The following is a 15676-nucleotide window of genomic DNA, read 5'->3' as shown; positions in this document are numbered from 1 at the left end:
CAAACATTCGACAGAAAAAGGCCCTTGTGTCGCAACAGATTCGCCCCCACCAGCGACGCCGGTGGGGGCGACTTTCCCTCGCGGGGCGGGGCGGCGGCTATGTGATGGTCGGTAGGAACGGCCGCCGAGATGCCTCGAAGGCACCGATCAGGGGTTCGTGCCGAAGGGTGAGTCCAATGTCGTCCAAGCCCTCCATCAGCCGCCAGCGGCTGAACTCGTCCAGCGGGAACGCCCAGGTCGCATCCGCTACCCGGACCCGGCGGGCGGCGAGGTCGACGGTGATCGGCGTGCTGGGATCGGCCTCGACGCGACCCCAGATCTCTTCGACCACTTCCAATTCCAACTCAACCGGCAGCAGCCCTCCCTTGAGCGCGTTACCCCGGAAGATGTCCCCGAAGCGCGGGGCCAGCACGGCCCGGAACCCCCAGTCCCGCAAGGCCCAGACGGCATGCTCTCGGGAGGAGCCGGTGCCGAACTCGGGGCCAGCAACGAGAATCGAGGCACCAGAATATGATTCATTATTGAGGACAAACGCCCGATCCTCCCGCCAAGCACTGAACAAGGCATCCGCGAAACCTGTTCGCGTTACCCGCTTCAGATGCACGGCTGGGATAATCTGATCTGTGTCCACATTAGAAAATCGCAGTGGTACGGCAGTGCCGGTGTGGATGGTGAACTTCTCCATCAGTGGTATCCCCTGCTACAGATCGGCGGGAGCCGCCAGCCGGCCCGCCACCGCGGTGGCGGCGGCGACCGGCGGGGAGACCAGGTGGGTACGTCCACCCCGGCCCTGGCGGCCCTCGAAGTTACGGTTCGAGGTCGAGGCGGCACGCTGGCCCGGCCGGAGCGTGTCCGGGTTCATCCCCAGACACATCGAGCAGCCCGCGAAGCGCCACTCAGCACCCGCCTCGGTGAAGACCTTGTCCAGCCCCTCCGCCTCGGCGCTCTCCCGCACCGCGGCGGAGCCCGGCACGACGAGCATCCGTACGCCCGGGGCCACCCGGCGCCCGCGCAGCACGTCAGCGGCCACCCGCAGGTCCTCAATCCGGCCGTTGGTGCAGGAGCCGACGAAGACCACGTCAACGGTGAGGTCCCGCAGCGGAGTGCCCACGGCGAGGTCCATGTACTCCAGGGCCCGACGGGCGGCCGCCCGCTCCGGCTCGGTGACAAACTCCTCCGGGTTCGGCACCCGCGCGTCCAGTGGTGCGCCCTGCCCTGGGTTGGTGCCCCAGGTCACGAACGGCGTGATCTGGCTGGCGTGCAGGGTCACCTCGGAGTCGAACGTCGCGCCCGCATCGGTGGGTAGCGTCCGCCAGTGCGCGACCGCCGCCTCCCAGTCGGCGCCCGAGGGCGCGTTCGGCCGTCCCCTGAGGTAGTCGAAGGTCGTCTCGTCCGGGGCGATCAACCCGGCCTTGGCGCCCCACTCGATGGACATGTTGGCGACGGTCATCCGCCCCTCCATGGACAGCTTCCGGATCGCCTCACCCCGGTACTCCACGACATACCCGCGGCCACCACCCGTACCGACCTGGGCGATCAGCGCGAGCACCAGGTCCTTCGCGGTAACGCCCGGCGCGAGCTCACCGACGACGTTCACCGCCATCGTCTTCGGTCGGGCCTGCGGCAGCGTCTGGGTGGCGAGTACGTGCTCGACCTCACTGGTGCCGATTCCGAAGGCCAGCGCGCCGAAGGCCCCGTGCGTGGCGGTGTGCGAGTCACCGCAGACGATCGTCATCCCCGGTTGGGTCAGGCCCAACTGCGGGCCGATGACGTGGACGATTCCCTGGTTCCGGTCGCCCAGCGGATGCAGCCGTACGCCGAACTCGGCGCAGTTGCGACGCAGCGTCTCGATCTGCGTCCGAGAGGTGGGATCGGCGATCGTCAACAGGTCACCGCGGCGGGACTGATACGACGGGTCCGCGTACCCGGTGGGGGTGTTGTGGTCCTCGGTCGCGATCGTCAGATCGGTGCGGCGCACCCGGCGGCCAGCGAGGCGCAGCCCGTCGAAGGCTTGCGGGCTGGTCACCTCGTGGAGCAGGTGCAGGTCGATGAAGAGCAGGTCGGGCTCGCCCGCGGCGGATCGGACGACGTGCGAGGCCCAGACCTTCTCGGCCAGGGTCCTCGGCTCAGGAGTGACTCCCACCATCTGGACATCCTAAATTCTGGGAGGTAGGTTTCGGTTTGTGGGACACAGTATGAGCGGTGTCGGCGTTCTCGACAAGGCGGTGGTCATCCTGGCCGCCTGCGTGGACGGCGCCAGCCTGGCCGAACTCGTTGAACGCACGAAGCTGCCCCGGGCAACAGCACACCGGTTGGCACAGGCATTGGAGATCCACCGAATGCTGGTACGCGACACCCAGGGACGGTGGCGCCCCGGCCCCCGCCTGGGGGAGCTGGCCAACGCCGCGCCCGACGTGCTGCTGACCGCGGCCGAGCCCCTGCTCTGCGCGCTCCGGGACGCCACCGGAGAGAGCGCACAGCTCTACCTACGTCGGGCCGACGAGCGGGTCTGCGTCGCCGCCGCCGAGCGGGCCAGCGGCCTGCGGGACACCGTGCCGGTCGGCTCGGTGCTACCCATGACCGCCGGCTCCGCGGCGCAGATCCTGCTGGCCTGGGAGCCGCCGGAGGCGATCATGCCGCTCCTGCCCCGCTCGAAGTTCACCGGTCGGGCGCTCGCCGAGGTCCGGCGCCGCGGCTGGGCACAGAGCGTGGCGGAACGGGAGGCGGGGGTGGCGAGCGTCTCCGCGCCGATTCGGGATCGCACCGGACGAGTCATCGCCGCCGTCAGTGTCAGCGGTCCCATCGAACGGCTCGGCCGCCGTCCCGGCGAGCGCCACGCGATGGCGGTCGTCCGAGCCGGTCAGCGGCTCTCCGGCCTGTAGCCCACCGCCCTGGTGGCCCAAAACCAACCGGCCCGTCTCGCCGTGGCGAGACGGGCCGGTTGCGGATGAGTAGCCCCGACCGGATTCGAACCGGCGCTACCGCCTTGAGAGGGCGGCGTCCTGGGCCGCTAGACGACGGGGCCAGGAAATTTCCCAAACGACCGCCCGGCTGAGCGGTACGGAGATAGTCTACCGGCACCGGCCGGACGACCCACGCCGGGGGCAGGACGACCCGTGCTGGGGGCAGCCACCCCGGGCGAGGGGCGCACCCACGGCGGGCACACCCCGGCCGGGGCAAACCCGGCCCTGGGGGGGGGGTGAACGGTGATCCCGGTCCGGGAAACGGAAAAGCCCGCCCCGGCAACGGGACGGGCTCACACCGCTTCTGTAGCCCCGACCGGATTCGAACCGGCGCTACCGCCTTGAGAGGGCGGCGTCCTGGGCCGCTAGACGACGGGGCCAGAACCTGCTGCTCCCCACCCAATGGGTGGGAAGCATTTCCACCGGAGGCAGAACCTCCGCTGAAAACCAGCGGTCACGACTCAACCGAGCCGAGACAGCGCTGGGGTACCAGGACTCGAACCTAGACTAACTGAACCAGAATCAGTCGGGCTGCCAATTACCCCATACCCCATCGGCGCCTCGCAGCGCCGGGCACAAACATTACCCTCCTCCCGCCGCAGGGCCAAATCGCCCCCGACAGAACGCCCTTGAGCTGCGAAAACCTCGCACCGGATCAGCTGGCCGGCAGCACCGGGTTGGTCAGCTGACCGACCCCCTCGATCCGCACGGTGACCGTATCCCCATCCACGAGCGGACTAACCCCGGCCGGCGTGCCGGTCAGGATCACATCGCCGGGAAGCAGCGTCATCACATGTGAGACGTACGACACCAGGGCCGGCACGTCGAAGACCATGTCCCGGGTCCGGCCCAGCTGGCGGACCTCCATCTCCTCCGGATCGCGACCCACCTCACACCGGATCTCCAGGTCGGTGACGTCCAGGCCGGTGGTGATCCAGGGACCGATCGGGCAGAACGAGTCGAAGCCCTTGGCCCGGGTCCACTGCCCGTCCGCCCGTTGCAGGTCCCGCGCCGTGACATCGTTGGCGCAGGTGTAGCCGAAGACCGCGCGGGCAGCGGCGGCCCGGTCGGCCCGCCGGGCACCGGGCGCCCCGATCACCACGGCCAACTCGGCCTCATGCTCGACCTGCTTCGACAGCGCCGGCAGCCGGATCGCGTCCCGCGGCCCGATCACCGAGGTGGACGGCTTGAGAAAGAGCAACGGTTCCTGAGGCACCTCGGCACCGTGCTCCGCCGCGTGCTCGGCGTAGTTACGGCCGACGCAGACAACCTTGCTCGGCAGGATCGGCGAGAGCAGCCGGACGTCGGAGAGGGCCCAGCGCGCGCCGGAGAAGGTGATCCGTCCGAACGGATGCCCCTCGACCTCAGCGACGGTCAGCCCCTGCGGACCCGCCTCCGGCTCCCCCTCGACGACTCCGAACGACATTCCCTTGGTATGAGCGAAACGAGCGATACGCACCGGGCCAATCTATCCCCGGCCTGCCGTGCGGGCGCAGCCGCAGGTCGGATGCCGCGTGGCGCGCCGCGCAGCCTACGCCATCACCACCCGGCGGGGGCCGGCTTCGCCACTTCCTACCGCCCGGCGTGACACCGCCCTAACGTCGGCTCCGGAGGTTCGTTCGCATGCCTGCATCGACACGACACCACAGAGCCCTCGCAGTGCTCGTCCACTGCCTCGGCATACTCGCCGCCGTACCGGCGCTACCCGGACCGGCCGCCGCACAGCCGCCGGCCGCCCGACCGCCGGCCCCGCCCGCGGCAGCCACGGCACCCGCCGGCCAGCCGTCCGCCGAGGCCTCTGCAGAGCCGGGCCGACCATCCGCGCCGCCGGCGCTGCCACGCCCGACCCGGGCGGCGGTCCCACCACCGAAGCCGCCGGTCACCGTACAGGTCGCGCCGGAGAACACCGCCGCGCCGAGATACCGGATCCAGGTCCGCAACGACGGGAACCGGCCGATCGCCACCACCGTCCGTCAGGAACTCCCGCCGGGCACCTCGGCGACCTCGATCACCGACGGCGGCCGACCCAGCCACCACGGCGGCACGGCCGGAACAGAGGTCACCTGGAACCTGCGGCTGCCCGCCCGGAGTACCACCACGCTCAGCACCGAGCTCTCCGCGCCACCGGGTGCGCCCCTGACCGCGCCCGCCTGCGCCTTCGCCGTCGGCGGCGAGCGCCCGTACGACTGCGCGACCGCGACCTGGCAGTCGGCACCGGCGCCAGCGGCGGCCGAGCCGGAACCACCGGTGTGGCAGCGGCCGGCGGCCCTCCTCACCGGCCTCGGTGGATTCGCCGCGCTCGCCGTCGGCGGCTGGTGGACCTGGCAGCGGCGGCGACGCCCGACGCAGCTCCCACCACCCCCGCAGGGGGGTCGCGGGACCATCTATCCACGACCGGCGGCACCGACCACGCCGGCGCGCCGCCGCCGGCCCTCGACCTGGCTGCTCGTCCCGGTCGCCGCGGTGGTACTGGCCGGCACCGTGGGCACAGCGACCTGGACGGCCACCCGGAAGGCCGCTGCCGTCGACACCGACTCCCACCCCACCAGCGGCGCCTGGGTCGGCACCGGAGCCGCCGGGGCGATCGGGGAGCCGCTCCGGGAGGCGGCGTTCGAGTTCACCGTCTACCGGATCAGCTGCCAGCCGACCTCGGCGGCACACACCTGTGCCGCGACCGTCGGGGTCCACAACCGCACCCCGGAACAGCAGAGCTGGCACGGTCCACTGCAGCGGGCGTACCTCGCCGACGGCAACTTCGTCAGTACCGACGAGCAGGCGACCCGCCGGGCGAACCAGGGCCGGGACGTGTTCGCCAAGCCGCTGGCCGGCGGCAGCCGAATGGTCCTCCCGCTGGTCTTCACCGTGCACGGCCAGCAGCCGCCGACCCAACTCGAGCTACGCAGTGGGGTGTTCTCCGCCGGGGTACGGGTGGACGTGCCGTGACCCGCTACCCGATCGTGGCCGCGGATTTTCGGGACCGTTCGGCCTTGCGGCGCAGCTGGGTGTAGACGCCGGTGAGGCCCATCGCCTTCCGCGCCTCGAAGACGGTCTGCTGCACCGCCCGCCGGGTGCGTTCCGTGCCTTCCACGATCAGTTCGTCGACTCGACCCCGGTCCGCCTCGTAGCGGGCGCGCCGCTCGCGCATGGGGTCGAGGAAGGCGTTCAAGGCGGTCGCCAGCCGCTCCTTGACCTCGACATCGCCGACCTTGCCTCCGCGATACCGACCCTTGAGGTCATCGACCTCCGCCCGGTTCGGATTGAAGACGTCGTGGTACTGGAAAACCGGGTTCCCCTCGACCGTGCCCGGCACATCCGCGCGTACCCGGTTCGGGTCGGTGTACATGCCCATGACCTTGCGGCGAACCTCGGCCGGCTCGTCGGAGAGGGCGATGGCGTTACCTCGACTCTTGCTCATCTTGGCCTGGCCGTCGGTGCCGACCAGGGTGGGTGTCTCGGCGCTGACCAGGTCGGGGACGGGGAAGACCTCGCCGTAGAGATGGTTGAAGCGGCGGGCGATCTCCCTGGTGACCTCGACGTGCGCGGCGTTGTCCTTGCCGACGGGCACCACGTTGGCCTTGACGCAGAGGATGTCGGCGGCCTGCAGCACCGGGTAGCCGAGCAGGCCGTACGGCATCTCGTCCTTCCCGGCGTCGCGGGACATCTCCTTGAGGGAGGGCACTCGTTCCAGCCGCGGCACGGTGACCAGGTTCTGGAAGAGGGTGTTGAGATCTCCGACCTCCTGGATCGCCGACTGGAGGTAGAAGGTGGCGAGGTCGGGGTCGATTCCGGCGGCGAGGGAGTCGAGGACCATGTCCCGGGCGTTCTGGGTGGCCCGCGCGACGTCGTCCCGGGTGTTCTTGGTGGTCAGCATGTGCAGGTCGGCGATGATGAAGAAGCTCTCGTAGCGCCGGTGCAGCTGCACTCGGTTGGCGATGCTGCCGACGTAGTGGCCGAGGTGCAGCTTTCCGGTGGGGCGGTCTCCGGTGAGCATCCGCGCAGCGGTCATGACGATGGGCCTTTCGCGGGAGTGACGGATCGAGGAGGCGCAGGCGCCAATCAGGCGACGGTCGCCTCGCCGATGCGATGGACCTGGGTCTTCGTCGCCTCCCGCCACCGCGAGCCGTCCCGGAACCGCAGCCCGCGGGCACGCAGCAGAGCGAGGATCTGATCCTGCCGGTCCCCGAGATCGGTCCGGAAGAAGGCCGCGTCCGACCTCCCAGACCGCGATCGGCGCGCCTCCGCCGCGTCCCGACCCGCATCGGGTCTTGACGTCGGCGTGCGGAGATGTGCCATGGAACCACCGTAGCCGTTCTCGGTGGTCAACATCGATCTCTGTGCGGATGATTTTCATCGACCCACAGGGGCCACGGATCAGTCGGCCGCGGCCGACGGCTCCGGCAGGTACGCCTCGTACTTTTTCTTGATCAACGAGTTGTAGACGAAACCCCAGACCCGGGTACCCCGGAAAGTCCAGACCTTGCCCGCCTTGACGTCCACGATGGTGGGCTGGGTCATGACCGCGAAGCCGGACCGCTTTAGCCGGTACGCCTTCTGGGTCAGCGCCGTCGCGGCGGGGTCCGCCGCCTCGGTCACGAGCACCGGCAGCACGATGATGCCCGTCTGCACGCCGAGCCATCGGCCTTTTCGTTCCAGCCCCAGCCCTACCACATTGTTGACAAAGGATCGTAGATCTTCCTCGACAACCTGATCCATCCTCGTGACGACCGTGAAAAAGTGAATCCTGGTCAACGCCCGAAAATGAGCCCGGTAACCAACCATCACGGAGTCAGCACCAAGGCGCTCATCGGTCACCGCGCATCCGTCGGCCACCAGCCGTTGCCGAACCATTTCCACGTAGTCTGCTGGCGTTACCATTTCGCGCCCCCCTCATTTCTCGCCACCGACCGAGCATAGAAGGTTGACACCCGGAGGACCGATTTCCGCCTCACTTCGGGAACTCGCGGTTCCTACCTCGCGAGTTCGGCAATGTTCCGGTGGCTCTTCGGGAACAGCGTGCCGACCAAAAGTCGATCGAGGCCCGGCACGCGCATCGCCCTGAATCCCCAGCGCCGGGCCAGGAGCTTGGCCGACGACGTCGGCAGGAACCACTCGGTGACCCGATCTCGGGCCGCCTGCTGCGTGGTGCGGATGATCGGCCTCCAGCGGCGCTCGTAGTCGGCCAGTCCCTCCTGGACCGACCCGGTGGCATGCAGCCGCTCGGTCAGCAGGTAGGCGCCGGCGATTCCCAGTGAGGCGCCCTGCCCGGCGATCAGGGACACCGCGTGCGCGGCGTCACCGACCAGCGCGACCCGCCCATCGGTCCAGCGCGAAGCGTCGATCTGGGCGACCTGGTCGTAGTAGACCGCCTCCGGCGGTGGGCAGTTGGCCACGGCCCGCTCCACCAGGTCACCCATGCCGGTGTAGGTCTGATACAACGCCTCGCGTGGGTCCTCGGGTAGGCGGGCGTCATCCATTCGGTGCAGGGCGAACACCGCGACCCGGCCATCGGCGAGCCCGTAGAGGCCCAGCTGACGGTTGAGGGTCTCGGTGAGCACGAACTGACCCCGAACCTGCTCGAACACCACGGGATCCTCGAAGACGTACGCCGCCGTATGCATGCCGAGGTAGCGGAGGTAGTTGCGCTCGGGGCCGAAGACGAGCGAGCGGACGTGGGAGTGGATGCCGTCGGCGCCCACGATCACGTCCGCCTCGACAGCAGTGCCGTCGGAAAGCTCTGCCCGGTTACCGCTGATCCGGTCGATCGTGACGCCGTAGCGGATGTCGACCTGGTCGTTGAGCGATTCGTGGAGCATGCGTTCGATGGCAGGCCGCATGATGCTGGCGAATTCGCCGTCGAGGGCCCGGGCGAAGAACGTGTAGTCAACGCTGACAGTCGTCCGGCCGCGGGAGTCGATGTAGCGGAAGGAGTCGACCGAACTGGCGAACCGCCGAAGGTTCGGCCGTAGACCCATCGCTGTCAGCGCCTCGTACCCCGGGCCAAAGAAATCGATCATGTACCCCTGTTCGCGCGGCCCTGGAGCGTGGTCGACGACCTGGACCTCCCAACCGTGGTGGTGCAGGCGGTGGGCGAGGGCCAGCCCGGCGATGCCGGCGCCGCAGATGAAGGCTTTCATCGCTATTCTCCGTCCTCTTCGGTGTTGGTGATGCGACTCTCTTCGGTGTTGGTGATTCGGCGCAGTAGCGGGGCGATGTGCTCCGCGGACAGGCCCTGGTCGAGGCCCCTGTGCAGGACGAAGCCGTCGAAGAGCGCCAATACCATGCTCGCGGCGGCTTGCGGTCTGGGGTGTCCGGAGCGGGTGAGCGCTTCGGTCAGCGAGCTACGGAAGTCGGCGACCAGTGCACTCATCCCCTGGCGCAGTTCGTGGTCGCGGGTGGCGGCGAGGTAGGTCTCGACGAAGAGCAGCGACGCCGAGTCAGAACCGTTGTACTGGTCGAGGTCGAGCAACATCCGCTCGATGCCGTCGCTCGGGCTCGCGGCCCCGGCAAGGAGCGCGCTGGTGCCGTCGAGCATCCGTTGGACCTCAGCCAGGGCGGCATGACGCAGCAGCGCCTGCAGCGAGTCGAAGTGGTAGTGCACCAGCCCGGAACGGACGCCAGCCCGCTCGGCCAGCGTCCGGGTGCTGACCGCATTCCAACCGAGCTCGCCGATCAGCTCCCGGGCGGCCGCCAACAGGCGCGCTCGCGCGTTTCGGCCCCGTTCGATGTTGGTCTCACCCACGATGGCCTCCTTGGGCGATCGCCTTGGACGCTCGACCAAATACTACTCGTGGCGCGCTGGGGCAGCAACCCTCAACCGGCTGTGCGGACAAACCTGGCCCGGTAGCGGCAGAGTGCGGCGTGGCCGGACCGCGGGTAGACACACTCGGCCCCAAGAGCGGGGACGGCCGTACCCTGGGCAGGTGACAGCCGCCCTCCCCGCACTCGGCACCGTGCTCGAACCGGCGACCTGGCAGGCCCGGCGCCGAGCCCACCAGGAGCGGATCGACGCGTGGCTGGCCCCACACCTGGCCCGCCGCCGCCGGGGCGAGAAGCATCCAGTGCAGGACTTCCTCTTCACCTACTACTCGTACCGGCCGGCCCGGCTCCGCCGCTGGCACCCCGGCGCGGGGGCGGTGCTGCGCGCCGCGGACCCGGCCGACTTCGGGCCGGACTACCGCGCCAGCGCCGCCGGCGCCACCCTCGACACCTCGGCGGTACGCGCCCGGCGGGCCGAATCGATCACCTGGATCCGGACCCTGTTGAGCGCCACGGCGGGCCGACCGGCACAGTTCGGCTGCTTCGGCATGCACGAGTGGGCGATGGTCTACCGGCAGACCCAGGAGGAGGTCCGGCACAACGCCTGGCCGCTGCGGTTGAGCCCGGCGCAGGTCGCCACGGTCGTCGAGGAGCGGGGAGTGCGGTGCAGCCACTTCGACGCGTACCGCTTCTTCACCACGCCGGCCCGGCCGCTGAACCTCCTCCAGCCAACCCGGGACAGCCAGCACGATCTGGAGCAGCCCGGCTGCCTGCACGCCAACATGGATCTCTACAAGTGGGCGTACAAACTCTCCCCGCTGGTTCCGTCCGAGCTGGTGGCGGAGTGCTTCGAGTTGGCCGGACAGATCCGCGCCCTCGACATGCGCGCCTCGCCGTACGACCTGGCCGCGCTGGGCTACCCCCCGGTTGCGGTCGAGACCCCAGCGGGGCGGGTGGAGTACGCGGCCGCCCAGCGCGGTTTCGCCGGACGAGCCGCCCAGCTGCGCGCCCAACTGCTCGAGGCGATAGACAGGTGCGACACGTAGGTGATCCGGTCAGTCGCCGTCAACGCGGCGGTCCCGCTTGCGCTGGGACCGCCGCTTCTTCTCGGCCAGTCGACGCTCCTTGGCGGCGCGGGAGGGCCGGGTCGGGCGACGACGCTTCGGCGGCGGTGCGATCGCCGCGCGGAGCAGCGCCGCCATCCGCTCCCGGGCGGCCTCCCGGTTGGCGAGTTGGGCGCGGTGCTCGCTGGCGGTCACGGTGAGGACGCCGTTGACGAGTCGCCCGGCGAGGCGGTCGAGGGCCCGGGCGCGCAGCGGCTCCGGGAGGCCCGGTGAGGCAGCCAGATCGAAGCTCAGCTCCACCCGGGAGTCGGTCGTGTTGACCCCCTGACCACCGGGCCCGGACGACCGGGAGAAGCGTTCCCGCAGCTCGGCCTCGGGCACCACCCACCGATCGTGCACCCGCAGCCCACTGTCCACGCTCCCGAGGCTAACGCCTGGGCCCCGGGGCGCACCGGGCAGGCAGGTGAACCGGGGCAGGCGGAGTCGCTCCGGGGCCGGCCCCGCAGACCTCAGCCACCCTTACCGATGATCGTGTCGGCGGTCTGCTGAACCTGCTCGATGGGGATGGCGAAGCCGATCCCGATCGAGCCGTTGCCGTCGATCGTGGCGATCGCCGTGTTCACCCCGACTACCTCACCCCGGGCGTTCACCAGTGGTCCGCCGGAGTTCCCCGGGTTGATCGAGGCATCCGTCTGCACCGCCGTGTGCCGGTTGTCACCGAGGCGCACCTGCCGGTCCACGGCGCTCACGATGCCGGCGGTCACCGTGCCGGCGAGGCCGAGGGGCGAGCCCACCGCCAGCACCGGCTCACCGACCCGGGTCGTCCCCGGCTTGGCCAGCGGCAGTGCCGCCAGCCCCGCGGACGACGGCACCCGCAACACCGCGAGGTCACTGCGGGGCTCCCGGCCCGCCACCTCGGCGTCGAACCGTCGCCCGTCGGGCAACTCCACCGTCACCGAACCACTTCCCCCCTTCGCCAGGATGTGGTCGTTGGTGATGATGTGCTGCTGGTCGTCGACCGCGAAGCCGGAGCCGGTCGCGGAGGCGCCATCGGCGCCGGCGGCCAGCACCGAGACCACCCCCGGGACGGTCTGCTCGGCGGCGGTCACCAGCTCCGCCGGCACCGGCGCGGCCGAGGCGGAGGCTGCCCCGGGCGCCCCGTCCTGGCTCGCCACCAGACCACCGGCCGCGGCGCCGGAGACGCTGGAGATGGCCACCAGCGCCAACCCGACCAGCAGCCGGTGGTGCCAACGGCGCGCCCCGCCCGCCCGGGCCGATCCGGACTCGTCTGGCCGGGGCCGCCCGTCCGGGCCCAGCTCGGGCGAGATGAACCAGGGGCCACGCGGTTCGCCCAGCCCGCTCTGCACTGCCATACGTACGCTCCTCGTGTCGATCGGCCACCTGCGCCCCAGCCACCCGGCGGGCTCAGGGCAGGCGGGAGAACCAACGCATTGAGCCGGCCGCCGCGCCCAGCGCGAAGACCAGGCTGAGGCCGATGAATCGGGCCGAGACGTCCTGCCGCTTGGTGCGGTACCCCACCGAGCTGCCGATGTCGTCGTACACCGCCCGCAGCTCCTCGACGCTGACCGCCTCGTGGAACTGTCCGCCGGTCTCGCGGGCGACGGCGTCGAGGGTTTGCCCGTCCACCGGCACCTGGATCGGCCGACCACCCCGGTCCACGTAGCCGGAGGCGGTGCCGAAGGCGATGGTGTGGACGGGGACCTCCATCTCCACCGCGTCGGCCGCCGCCTCCATCGGGTCCATGCCGGAGGTGTTGGCCCCGTCGGAGAGCAGCACGACCCGGGCCGGCGGCGGGTCCGTCGCCGCCTCGCCGTCCAGTGCCTTCACCGCTCCGAGCGAGGTGTTGATCGCCTCTCCGATCGCGGTGCCCTGCACCCCGGTCGCCCCCTCGACCAACCGATCGATCCCCTCGTCCAGCGCCTCCCGGTCGGTGTCGGGCGGCACCAGGACAGCGGCGCTGCCGGCGAAGGCGACCAGGCCCACGTTGAACTCGTCGGGGAGACCATCCACGAAGCGACGGGCCGACTCCTTGGCGGCGGTGAGCCGGTCCGGCTCCACGTCCCCGGCGAGCATCGAGGTGGAGACATCCACCGCCACCATCACGGTCGCCCGTTCCCGGGGGACCCGCACCTCGGCGGTGGGCCGAGCGAAGCCGACCACCAGCAACGCGAGCATCGCCAGGAAGAGTCCGGCGGGGACGTGCCGGCGCCAGGCCGGTCGCTGTGGGGCCACCCGGTCCAGCAGCCGCAGGTTCGTGAACCGCACCGCGTACTGGCTCCGGCGGCGCTGTAGCAGGGCGTAGCCGGCGGCCAGTCCGAGCACGGCGAGCAGCAGCCACAGCCGGGCCGGCGAGAGCCAGATCACCCGCCACCTCCCCTCCCGGCCGGGACCGGAGCGGTCGCCAGCCGGCGTTGTTGGTGCACGTGCCGCACGATGTCGGCGACCCAGTCCCGGTCGGTCCGCAGCGGCAGGTGCGCCGCACCGCCACGGCGTAGCGCCTGGCGTACCTGATCCCGCTGGGCGGTGGCCGCCGCGGCGTACCGCTGGCGCAGCCGGGGGTCGCCGGTCCAGACCTCCCGCCGCCGGCCGCTCTCCGGGTCAACCAGGGTGACCAGGCCAACGTCGGGTAGCTCCCACTCCCGCGGGTCGGTTACCTCCACGGCGAGCACCTGGTGCGCAACGGCGAGCCGCCGCAGGTGCTGTTCCCAGGGGGCGGGTCGGCCGGGCGATTCGGGCAGGCCATCCAGGAAGTCCGAGATCACCACCACGAGCCCACGGCGGGTGGCCACCCGGCGTACGCCGTCCAGCGCGGTGGCCAGATCGGGGGGCGCGAGCGGTGCGGTGTCCTGGTCGTAGCCGCCGTGTCGGGGGGCGGCCAGCAACATTCGGAGCAGCCCGAACAGATGGGTACGGCCGCTGCCGAGGGCGTGTCGGCGGAGCCCGGTCGGGGTGAGCACCGACGCGCCGAGCCGGTTGCCCACTCCGGCGGTGAGGAAGCCCACCGCCGCGACGGCGGCTACCGCGAGTTCCCGCTTGTCCAGCTCGGCCGTGCCGTACTCCATGCTGACGCTGGCGTCGACCAGGAGCCAGGTGGTGAGTTCCCGGTCGGCGTCGAGCTGACGCACGTGCGGAACGGTGGTCCGGGCGGTCACCGCCCAGTCCATCCGGCGGACCTCGTCCTCACCGGGCCGGTACTCCCGACTGCCAGCCGGTTCGCTGCCCGGCCCGGGGAGCAGCCCTTGGTATCGGCCGTGCAGCAGACCGTCGAGCCGCCGGGTCACGGCCAGCTCGAGCCGGCGTAGCCGCCGATCCCCGGCCAGGTCGGCCAGGCCGGGGTCCGGCGGCACCGGCCCGGCGGGCCGGCCGCGCCACCTCACGCCGCCGCCAGGTTGGGCGCGGGTTCGGTTACCCCGGCGACCCGAGGCGGCGGTACCGCGTTGACCAGCCGCCGGACGACCGACTCGGCCGACACCCCGTCGGCGACCGCGTCGAAGGAGAGGACCAGCCGGTGGGCGAGCACGTCGGCCGCCAACTCGCGGACATCCTCGGGCAGCACGTACTCCCGGCCGCGCAGCAGGGCCTGGGCTCGGGCGGCGGCGACCAGGCCAAGGGTGGCGCGCGGGCTCGCCCCGTAGGCGAGCAGCGGGGCGACGTCGGGCAGGCCGAACCGGCCCGGGTCTCGGGTGGCCAGGATCAGCCGGACCACGTACTCAGCCAGCGCGTGGTGCACGAAGACCCGGCTCGCCCGGGCCTGGAGGTCGAGCAGCCGTTGCGGGTCGAGCACCTGCTCGGGCGTCGGCCGGTCGCTGCTCATCCGGTAGAGGATCGCGAGTTCGTCGGCGTCGCTCGGGTAGTCCACCACCACCTTCATCAGGAACCGGTCCCGCTGCGCCTCCGGCAGCTGGTAGACCCCCTCAGACTCGATCGGGTTCTGGGTGGCCAGCACCAGAAACGGCGCCGGGACCTCCCAGCTCCGCCCGCCGATCGAGACCTGACGTTCGGCCATCGCCTCCAGCAGCGCGGACTGCACCTTCGCCGGAGCCCGATTGATCTCGTCGGCGAGGAGCAGGTTGGCCATGACCGGACCCAGCTCGACATCGAAGGTCTCCCGGGAGGCCCGATAGACGCGGGTGCCGACGATGTCGGAGGGAACCAGGTCCGGGGTGAACTGGATGCGGGAGAAGCTGCCGCCGACAACGGTGGCGAGGGTCTGCGCGGCGAGCGTCTTCGCGACGCCGGGCACCCCTTCCAGGAGGCAGTGCCCGTCGGCGATAAGTGCGGTGAGCAGGCGCTCCACCAGCCGGTCCTGCCCAACGATCACGCGCCGGACCTCGGCGAGAGTCTGTCGTAACTCGGTGCCGGCTGCGTCGGGATCGACCGGGCTGGGCTCGGGGGCCAAGGTGTCCGAGATGTCCGTCACGGTGCTTGCTTCCCGCACCGACCGTCGGCAAACGTCGGACTTACCGCACTGAGTAGCCCACTATCCATTATTCCACTCAGTATCGAACAAACAACTCGTTACTGGACGTTTGCTTCATCTTCGGGCCGGTAATGGCCGATTCGCGCCTCGACCTCGGTAGCGCGAAATACCCGACCCGACCTAGAAAGAAAACATATCGGTGGACATAGGCCTACCCGGTTTCAGCGCATATCACCCCGGGATCGTGTCTGGTTCACTTTCATCCCGCACTGACGGACATGACGTCCGCCAGGTCGAGGCCCCAACACCGTACGCCTGCTTCATGACCGAACGGCGCCCCTACCCGTCCGACCTGTCCGACGCCCGCTGGGCCCTCATCGCACCCCGCCTCACCGCCTGGCGGCAAGCCCGCACCGACGCCGGCGTCAGCGGACGTACCCCCACCCACGACC

The 15676-nt window shown here is 70.6% G+C and carries 16 protein-coding genes, 3 tRNA genes and 1 pseudogene; 4 read left to right on the top strand and 16 right to left on the bottom strand.

Annotation, left to right across the window (positions count from 1 at the left end):
- Positions 1–97 precede the first annotated feature (97 nt).
- Positions 98–685, bottom strand: coding sequence for a 3-isopropylmalate dehydratase small subunit (gene leuD / locus K228_RS0117775; protein ID WP_025619653.1), 588 nt, complete (start codon positions 683–685; stop codon positions 98–100).
- Positions 686–700: 15 nt separating this feature from the next.
- Positions 701–2146: a 3-isopropylmalate dehydratase large subunit gene (leuC, locus tag K228_RS0117770; RefSeq protein ID WP_025619652.1), complete on the bottom strand. Its 1446-nt coding sequence runs from the start codon at positions 2144–2146 to the stop codon at positions 701–703.
- Positions 2147–2195: 49 nt separating this feature from the next.
- On the opposite strand from leuC, the gene K228_RS0117765 reads away from it, so the two are divergent.
- Complete coding sequence (locus tag K228_RS0117765) at positions 2196–2882, top strand: IclR family transcriptional regulator (RefSeq protein ID WP_025619651.1); 687 nt, start codon at positions 2196–2198, stop codon at positions 2880–2882.
- Positions 2883–2952: 70 nt separating this feature from the next.
- Here the strand turns inward: K228_RS0117765 and K228_RS0117760 are convergent.
- The 4 genes from K228_RS0117760 to K228_RS0117745 all read right to left on the bottom strand — a co-directional run bounded on the left by K228_RS0117760 (position 2953) and on the right by K228_RS0117745 (position 4422).
- A tRNA-Glu gene (locus K228_RS0117760) sits at positions 2953–3025 on the bottom strand.
- Positions 3026–3270: 245 nt separating this feature from the next.
- Positions 3271–3343, bottom strand: a tRNA-Glu gene (locus K228_RS0117755).
- 101 nt (positions 3344–3444) lie between these two features.
- A tRNA-Gln gene (locus K228_RS0117750) sits at positions 3445–3516 on the bottom strand.
- Between the two features lie 102 nt (positions 3517–3618).
- Positions 3619–4422, bottom strand: a complete 804-nt coding sequence (locus tag K228_RS0117745) for a fumarylacetoacetate hydrolase family protein (protein ID WP_080671627.1) — start codon at positions 4420–4422, stop codon at positions 3619–3621.
- Positions 4423–4586: 164 nt separating this feature from the next.
- Between K228_RS0117745 and K228_RS0117740 the strand changes: the two genes are divergently transcribed.
- Positions 4587–5906, top strand: coding sequence for a hypothetical protein (locus tag K228_RS0117740; RefSeq protein WP_025619649.1), 1320 nt, complete (start codon positions 4587–4589; stop codon positions 5904–5906).
- Between the two features lie 4 nt (positions 5907–5910).
- On the opposite strand, the gene trpS is transcribed toward K228_RS0117740, so the two are convergent.
- From trpS to K228_RS0117715, 5 genes are all read right to left on the bottom strand, one after another.
- Entirely contained in the window at positions 5911–6969 is a 1059-nt protein-coding gene (gene trpS / locus K228_RS0117735) for a tryptophan--tRNA ligase (protein WP_025619648.1), read from the bottom strand.
- Between the two features lie 50 nt (positions 6970–7019).
- Positions 7020–7256 (bottom strand): hypothetical protein, encoded by a 237-nt coding sequence (locus K228_RS0117730; protein ID WP_025619647.1) that lies wholly within the window; start codon positions 7254–7256, stop codon positions 7020–7022.
- 78 nt (positions 7257–7334) lie between these two features.
- Entirely contained in the window at positions 7335–7811 is a 477-nt protein-coding gene (locus tag K228_RS0117725; RefSeq protein WP_025619646.1) for a hypothetical protein, read from the bottom strand.
- Positions 7812–7930: 119 nt separating this feature from the next.
- Positions 7931–9097 (bottom strand): FAD-dependent monooxygenase, encoded by a 1167-nt coding sequence (locus K228_RS0117720; RefSeq protein WP_025619645.1) that lies wholly within the window; start codon positions 9095–9097, stop codon positions 7931–7933.
- 2 nt (positions 9098–9099) lie between these two features.
- Positions 9100–9702 carry a TetR/AcrR family transcriptional regulator gene (locus tag K228_RS0117715; RefSeq protein ID WP_025619644.1) on the bottom strand — a complete coding sequence of 201 codons (603 nt, stop codon included), beginning with the start codon at positions 9700–9702 and terminating at the stop codon, positions 9100–9102.
- Positions 9703–9883: 181 nt separating this feature from the next.
- Between K228_RS0117715 and K228_RS0117710 the strand changes: the two genes are divergently transcribed.
- On the top strand, positions 9884–10765 hold the full coding sequence (locus tag K228_RS0117710; protein ID WP_025619643.1) for a hypothetical protein: 882 nt from the start codon (positions 9884–9886) through the stop codon (positions 10763–10765).
- A gap of 9 nt (positions 10766–10774) precedes the next feature.
- Here K228_RS0117710 and arfB read toward each other — a convergent pair whose 3' ends face one another.
- The 5 genes from arfB to K228_RS0117685 form a co-directional block, all read right to left on the bottom strand.
- The gene (gene arfB / locus K228_RS0117705; protein WP_018220777.1) at positions 10775–11200 is read right to left on the bottom strand and encodes an alternative ribosome rescue aminoacyl-tRNA hydrolase ArfB; all 426 of its coding nucleotides are present in this window, start codon (positions 11198–11200) and stop codon (positions 10775–10777) included.
- A gap of 92 nt (positions 11201–11292) precedes the next feature.
- Positions 11293–12156: a S1C family serine protease gene (locus tag K228_RS0117700; RefSeq protein ID WP_025619641.1), complete on the bottom strand. Its 864-nt coding sequence runs from the start codon at positions 12154–12156 to the stop codon at positions 11293–11295.
- Between the two features lie 52 nt (positions 12157–12208).
- Complete coding sequence (locus tag K228_RS0117695) at positions 12209–13168, bottom strand: VWA domain-containing protein (protein ID WP_025619640.1); 960 nt, start codon at positions 13166–13168, stop codon at positions 12209–12211.
- Complete coding sequence (locus K228_RS0117690; RefSeq protein ID WP_025619639.1) at positions 13165–14151, bottom strand: DUF58 domain-containing protein; 987 nt, start codon at positions 14149–14151, stop codon at positions 13165–13167. Before K228_RS0117690 ends, K228_RS0117695 begins: the two co-directional genes overlap by 4 nt.
- 26 nt (positions 14152–14177) lie before the next feature.
- Positions 14178–15224 carry an AAA family ATPase gene (locus K228_RS0117685; protein ID WP_025619638.1) on the bottom strand — a complete coding sequence of 349 codons (1047 nt, stop codon included), beginning with the start codon at positions 15222–15224 and terminating at the stop codon, positions 14178–14180.
- A 322-nt stretch (positions 15225–15546) separates the two neighbouring features.
- On the opposite strand from K228_RS0117685, the pseudogene K228_RS30430 reads away from it, so the two are divergent.
- Positions 15547–15676: pseudogene (locus K228_RS30430) on the top strand (IS5 family transposase); the annotation flags it as partial.

The organism is Salinispora cortesiana, from assembly GCF_000484695.1.
Lineage (GTDB): Bacteria > Actinomycetota > Actinomycetes > Mycobacteriales > Micromonosporaceae > Micromonospora > Micromonospora cortesiana.
The sequence above is the reverse complement of the archived record's forward strand: the minus strand, read 5'-3'. Positions and strand labels throughout refer to the sequence as shown.

Excerpts from the sequence above, each read along its gene's own strand:
- leuD (WP_025619653.1), bottom strand. The coding sequence starts at position 685 with ATGGAGAAGTTCACCATCCACACCGGCACTGCCGTACCACTGCGATTT.
- leuC (WP_025619652.1), bottom strand. The coding sequence starts at position 2,146 with ATGGTGGGAGTCACTCCTGAGCCGAGGACCCTGGCCGAGAAGGTCTGG.
- K228_RS0117765 (WP_025619651.1), top strand. The coding sequence starts at position 2,196 with ATGAGCGGTGTCGGCGTTCTCGACAAGGCGGTGGTCATCCTGGCCGCC.
- K228_RS0117740 (WP_025619649.1), top strand. The coding sequence starts at position 4,587 with ATGCCTGCATCGACACGACACCACAGAGCCCTCGCAGTGCTCGTCCAC.
- trpS (WP_025619648.1), bottom strand. The coding sequence starts at position 6,969 with ATGACCGCTGCGCGGATGCTCACCGGAGACCGCCCCACCGGAAAGCTG.
- K228_RS0117730 (WP_025619647.1), bottom strand. The coding sequence starts at position 7,256 with ATGGCACATCTCCGCACGCCGACGTCAAGACCCGATGCGGGTCGGGAC.
- K228_RS0117725 (WP_025619646.1), bottom strand. The coding sequence starts at position 7,811 with ATGGTTCGGCAACGGCTGGTGGCCGACGGATGCGCGGTGACCGATGAG.
- K228_RS0117720 (WP_025619645.1), bottom strand. The coding sequence starts at position 9,097 with ATGAAAGCCTTCATCTGCGGCGCCGGCATCGCCGGGCTGGCCCTCGCC.
- K228_RS0117700 (WP_025619641.1), bottom strand. The coding sequence starts at position 12,156 with ATGGCAGTGCAGAGCGGGCTGGGCGAACCGCGTGGCCCCTGGTTCATC.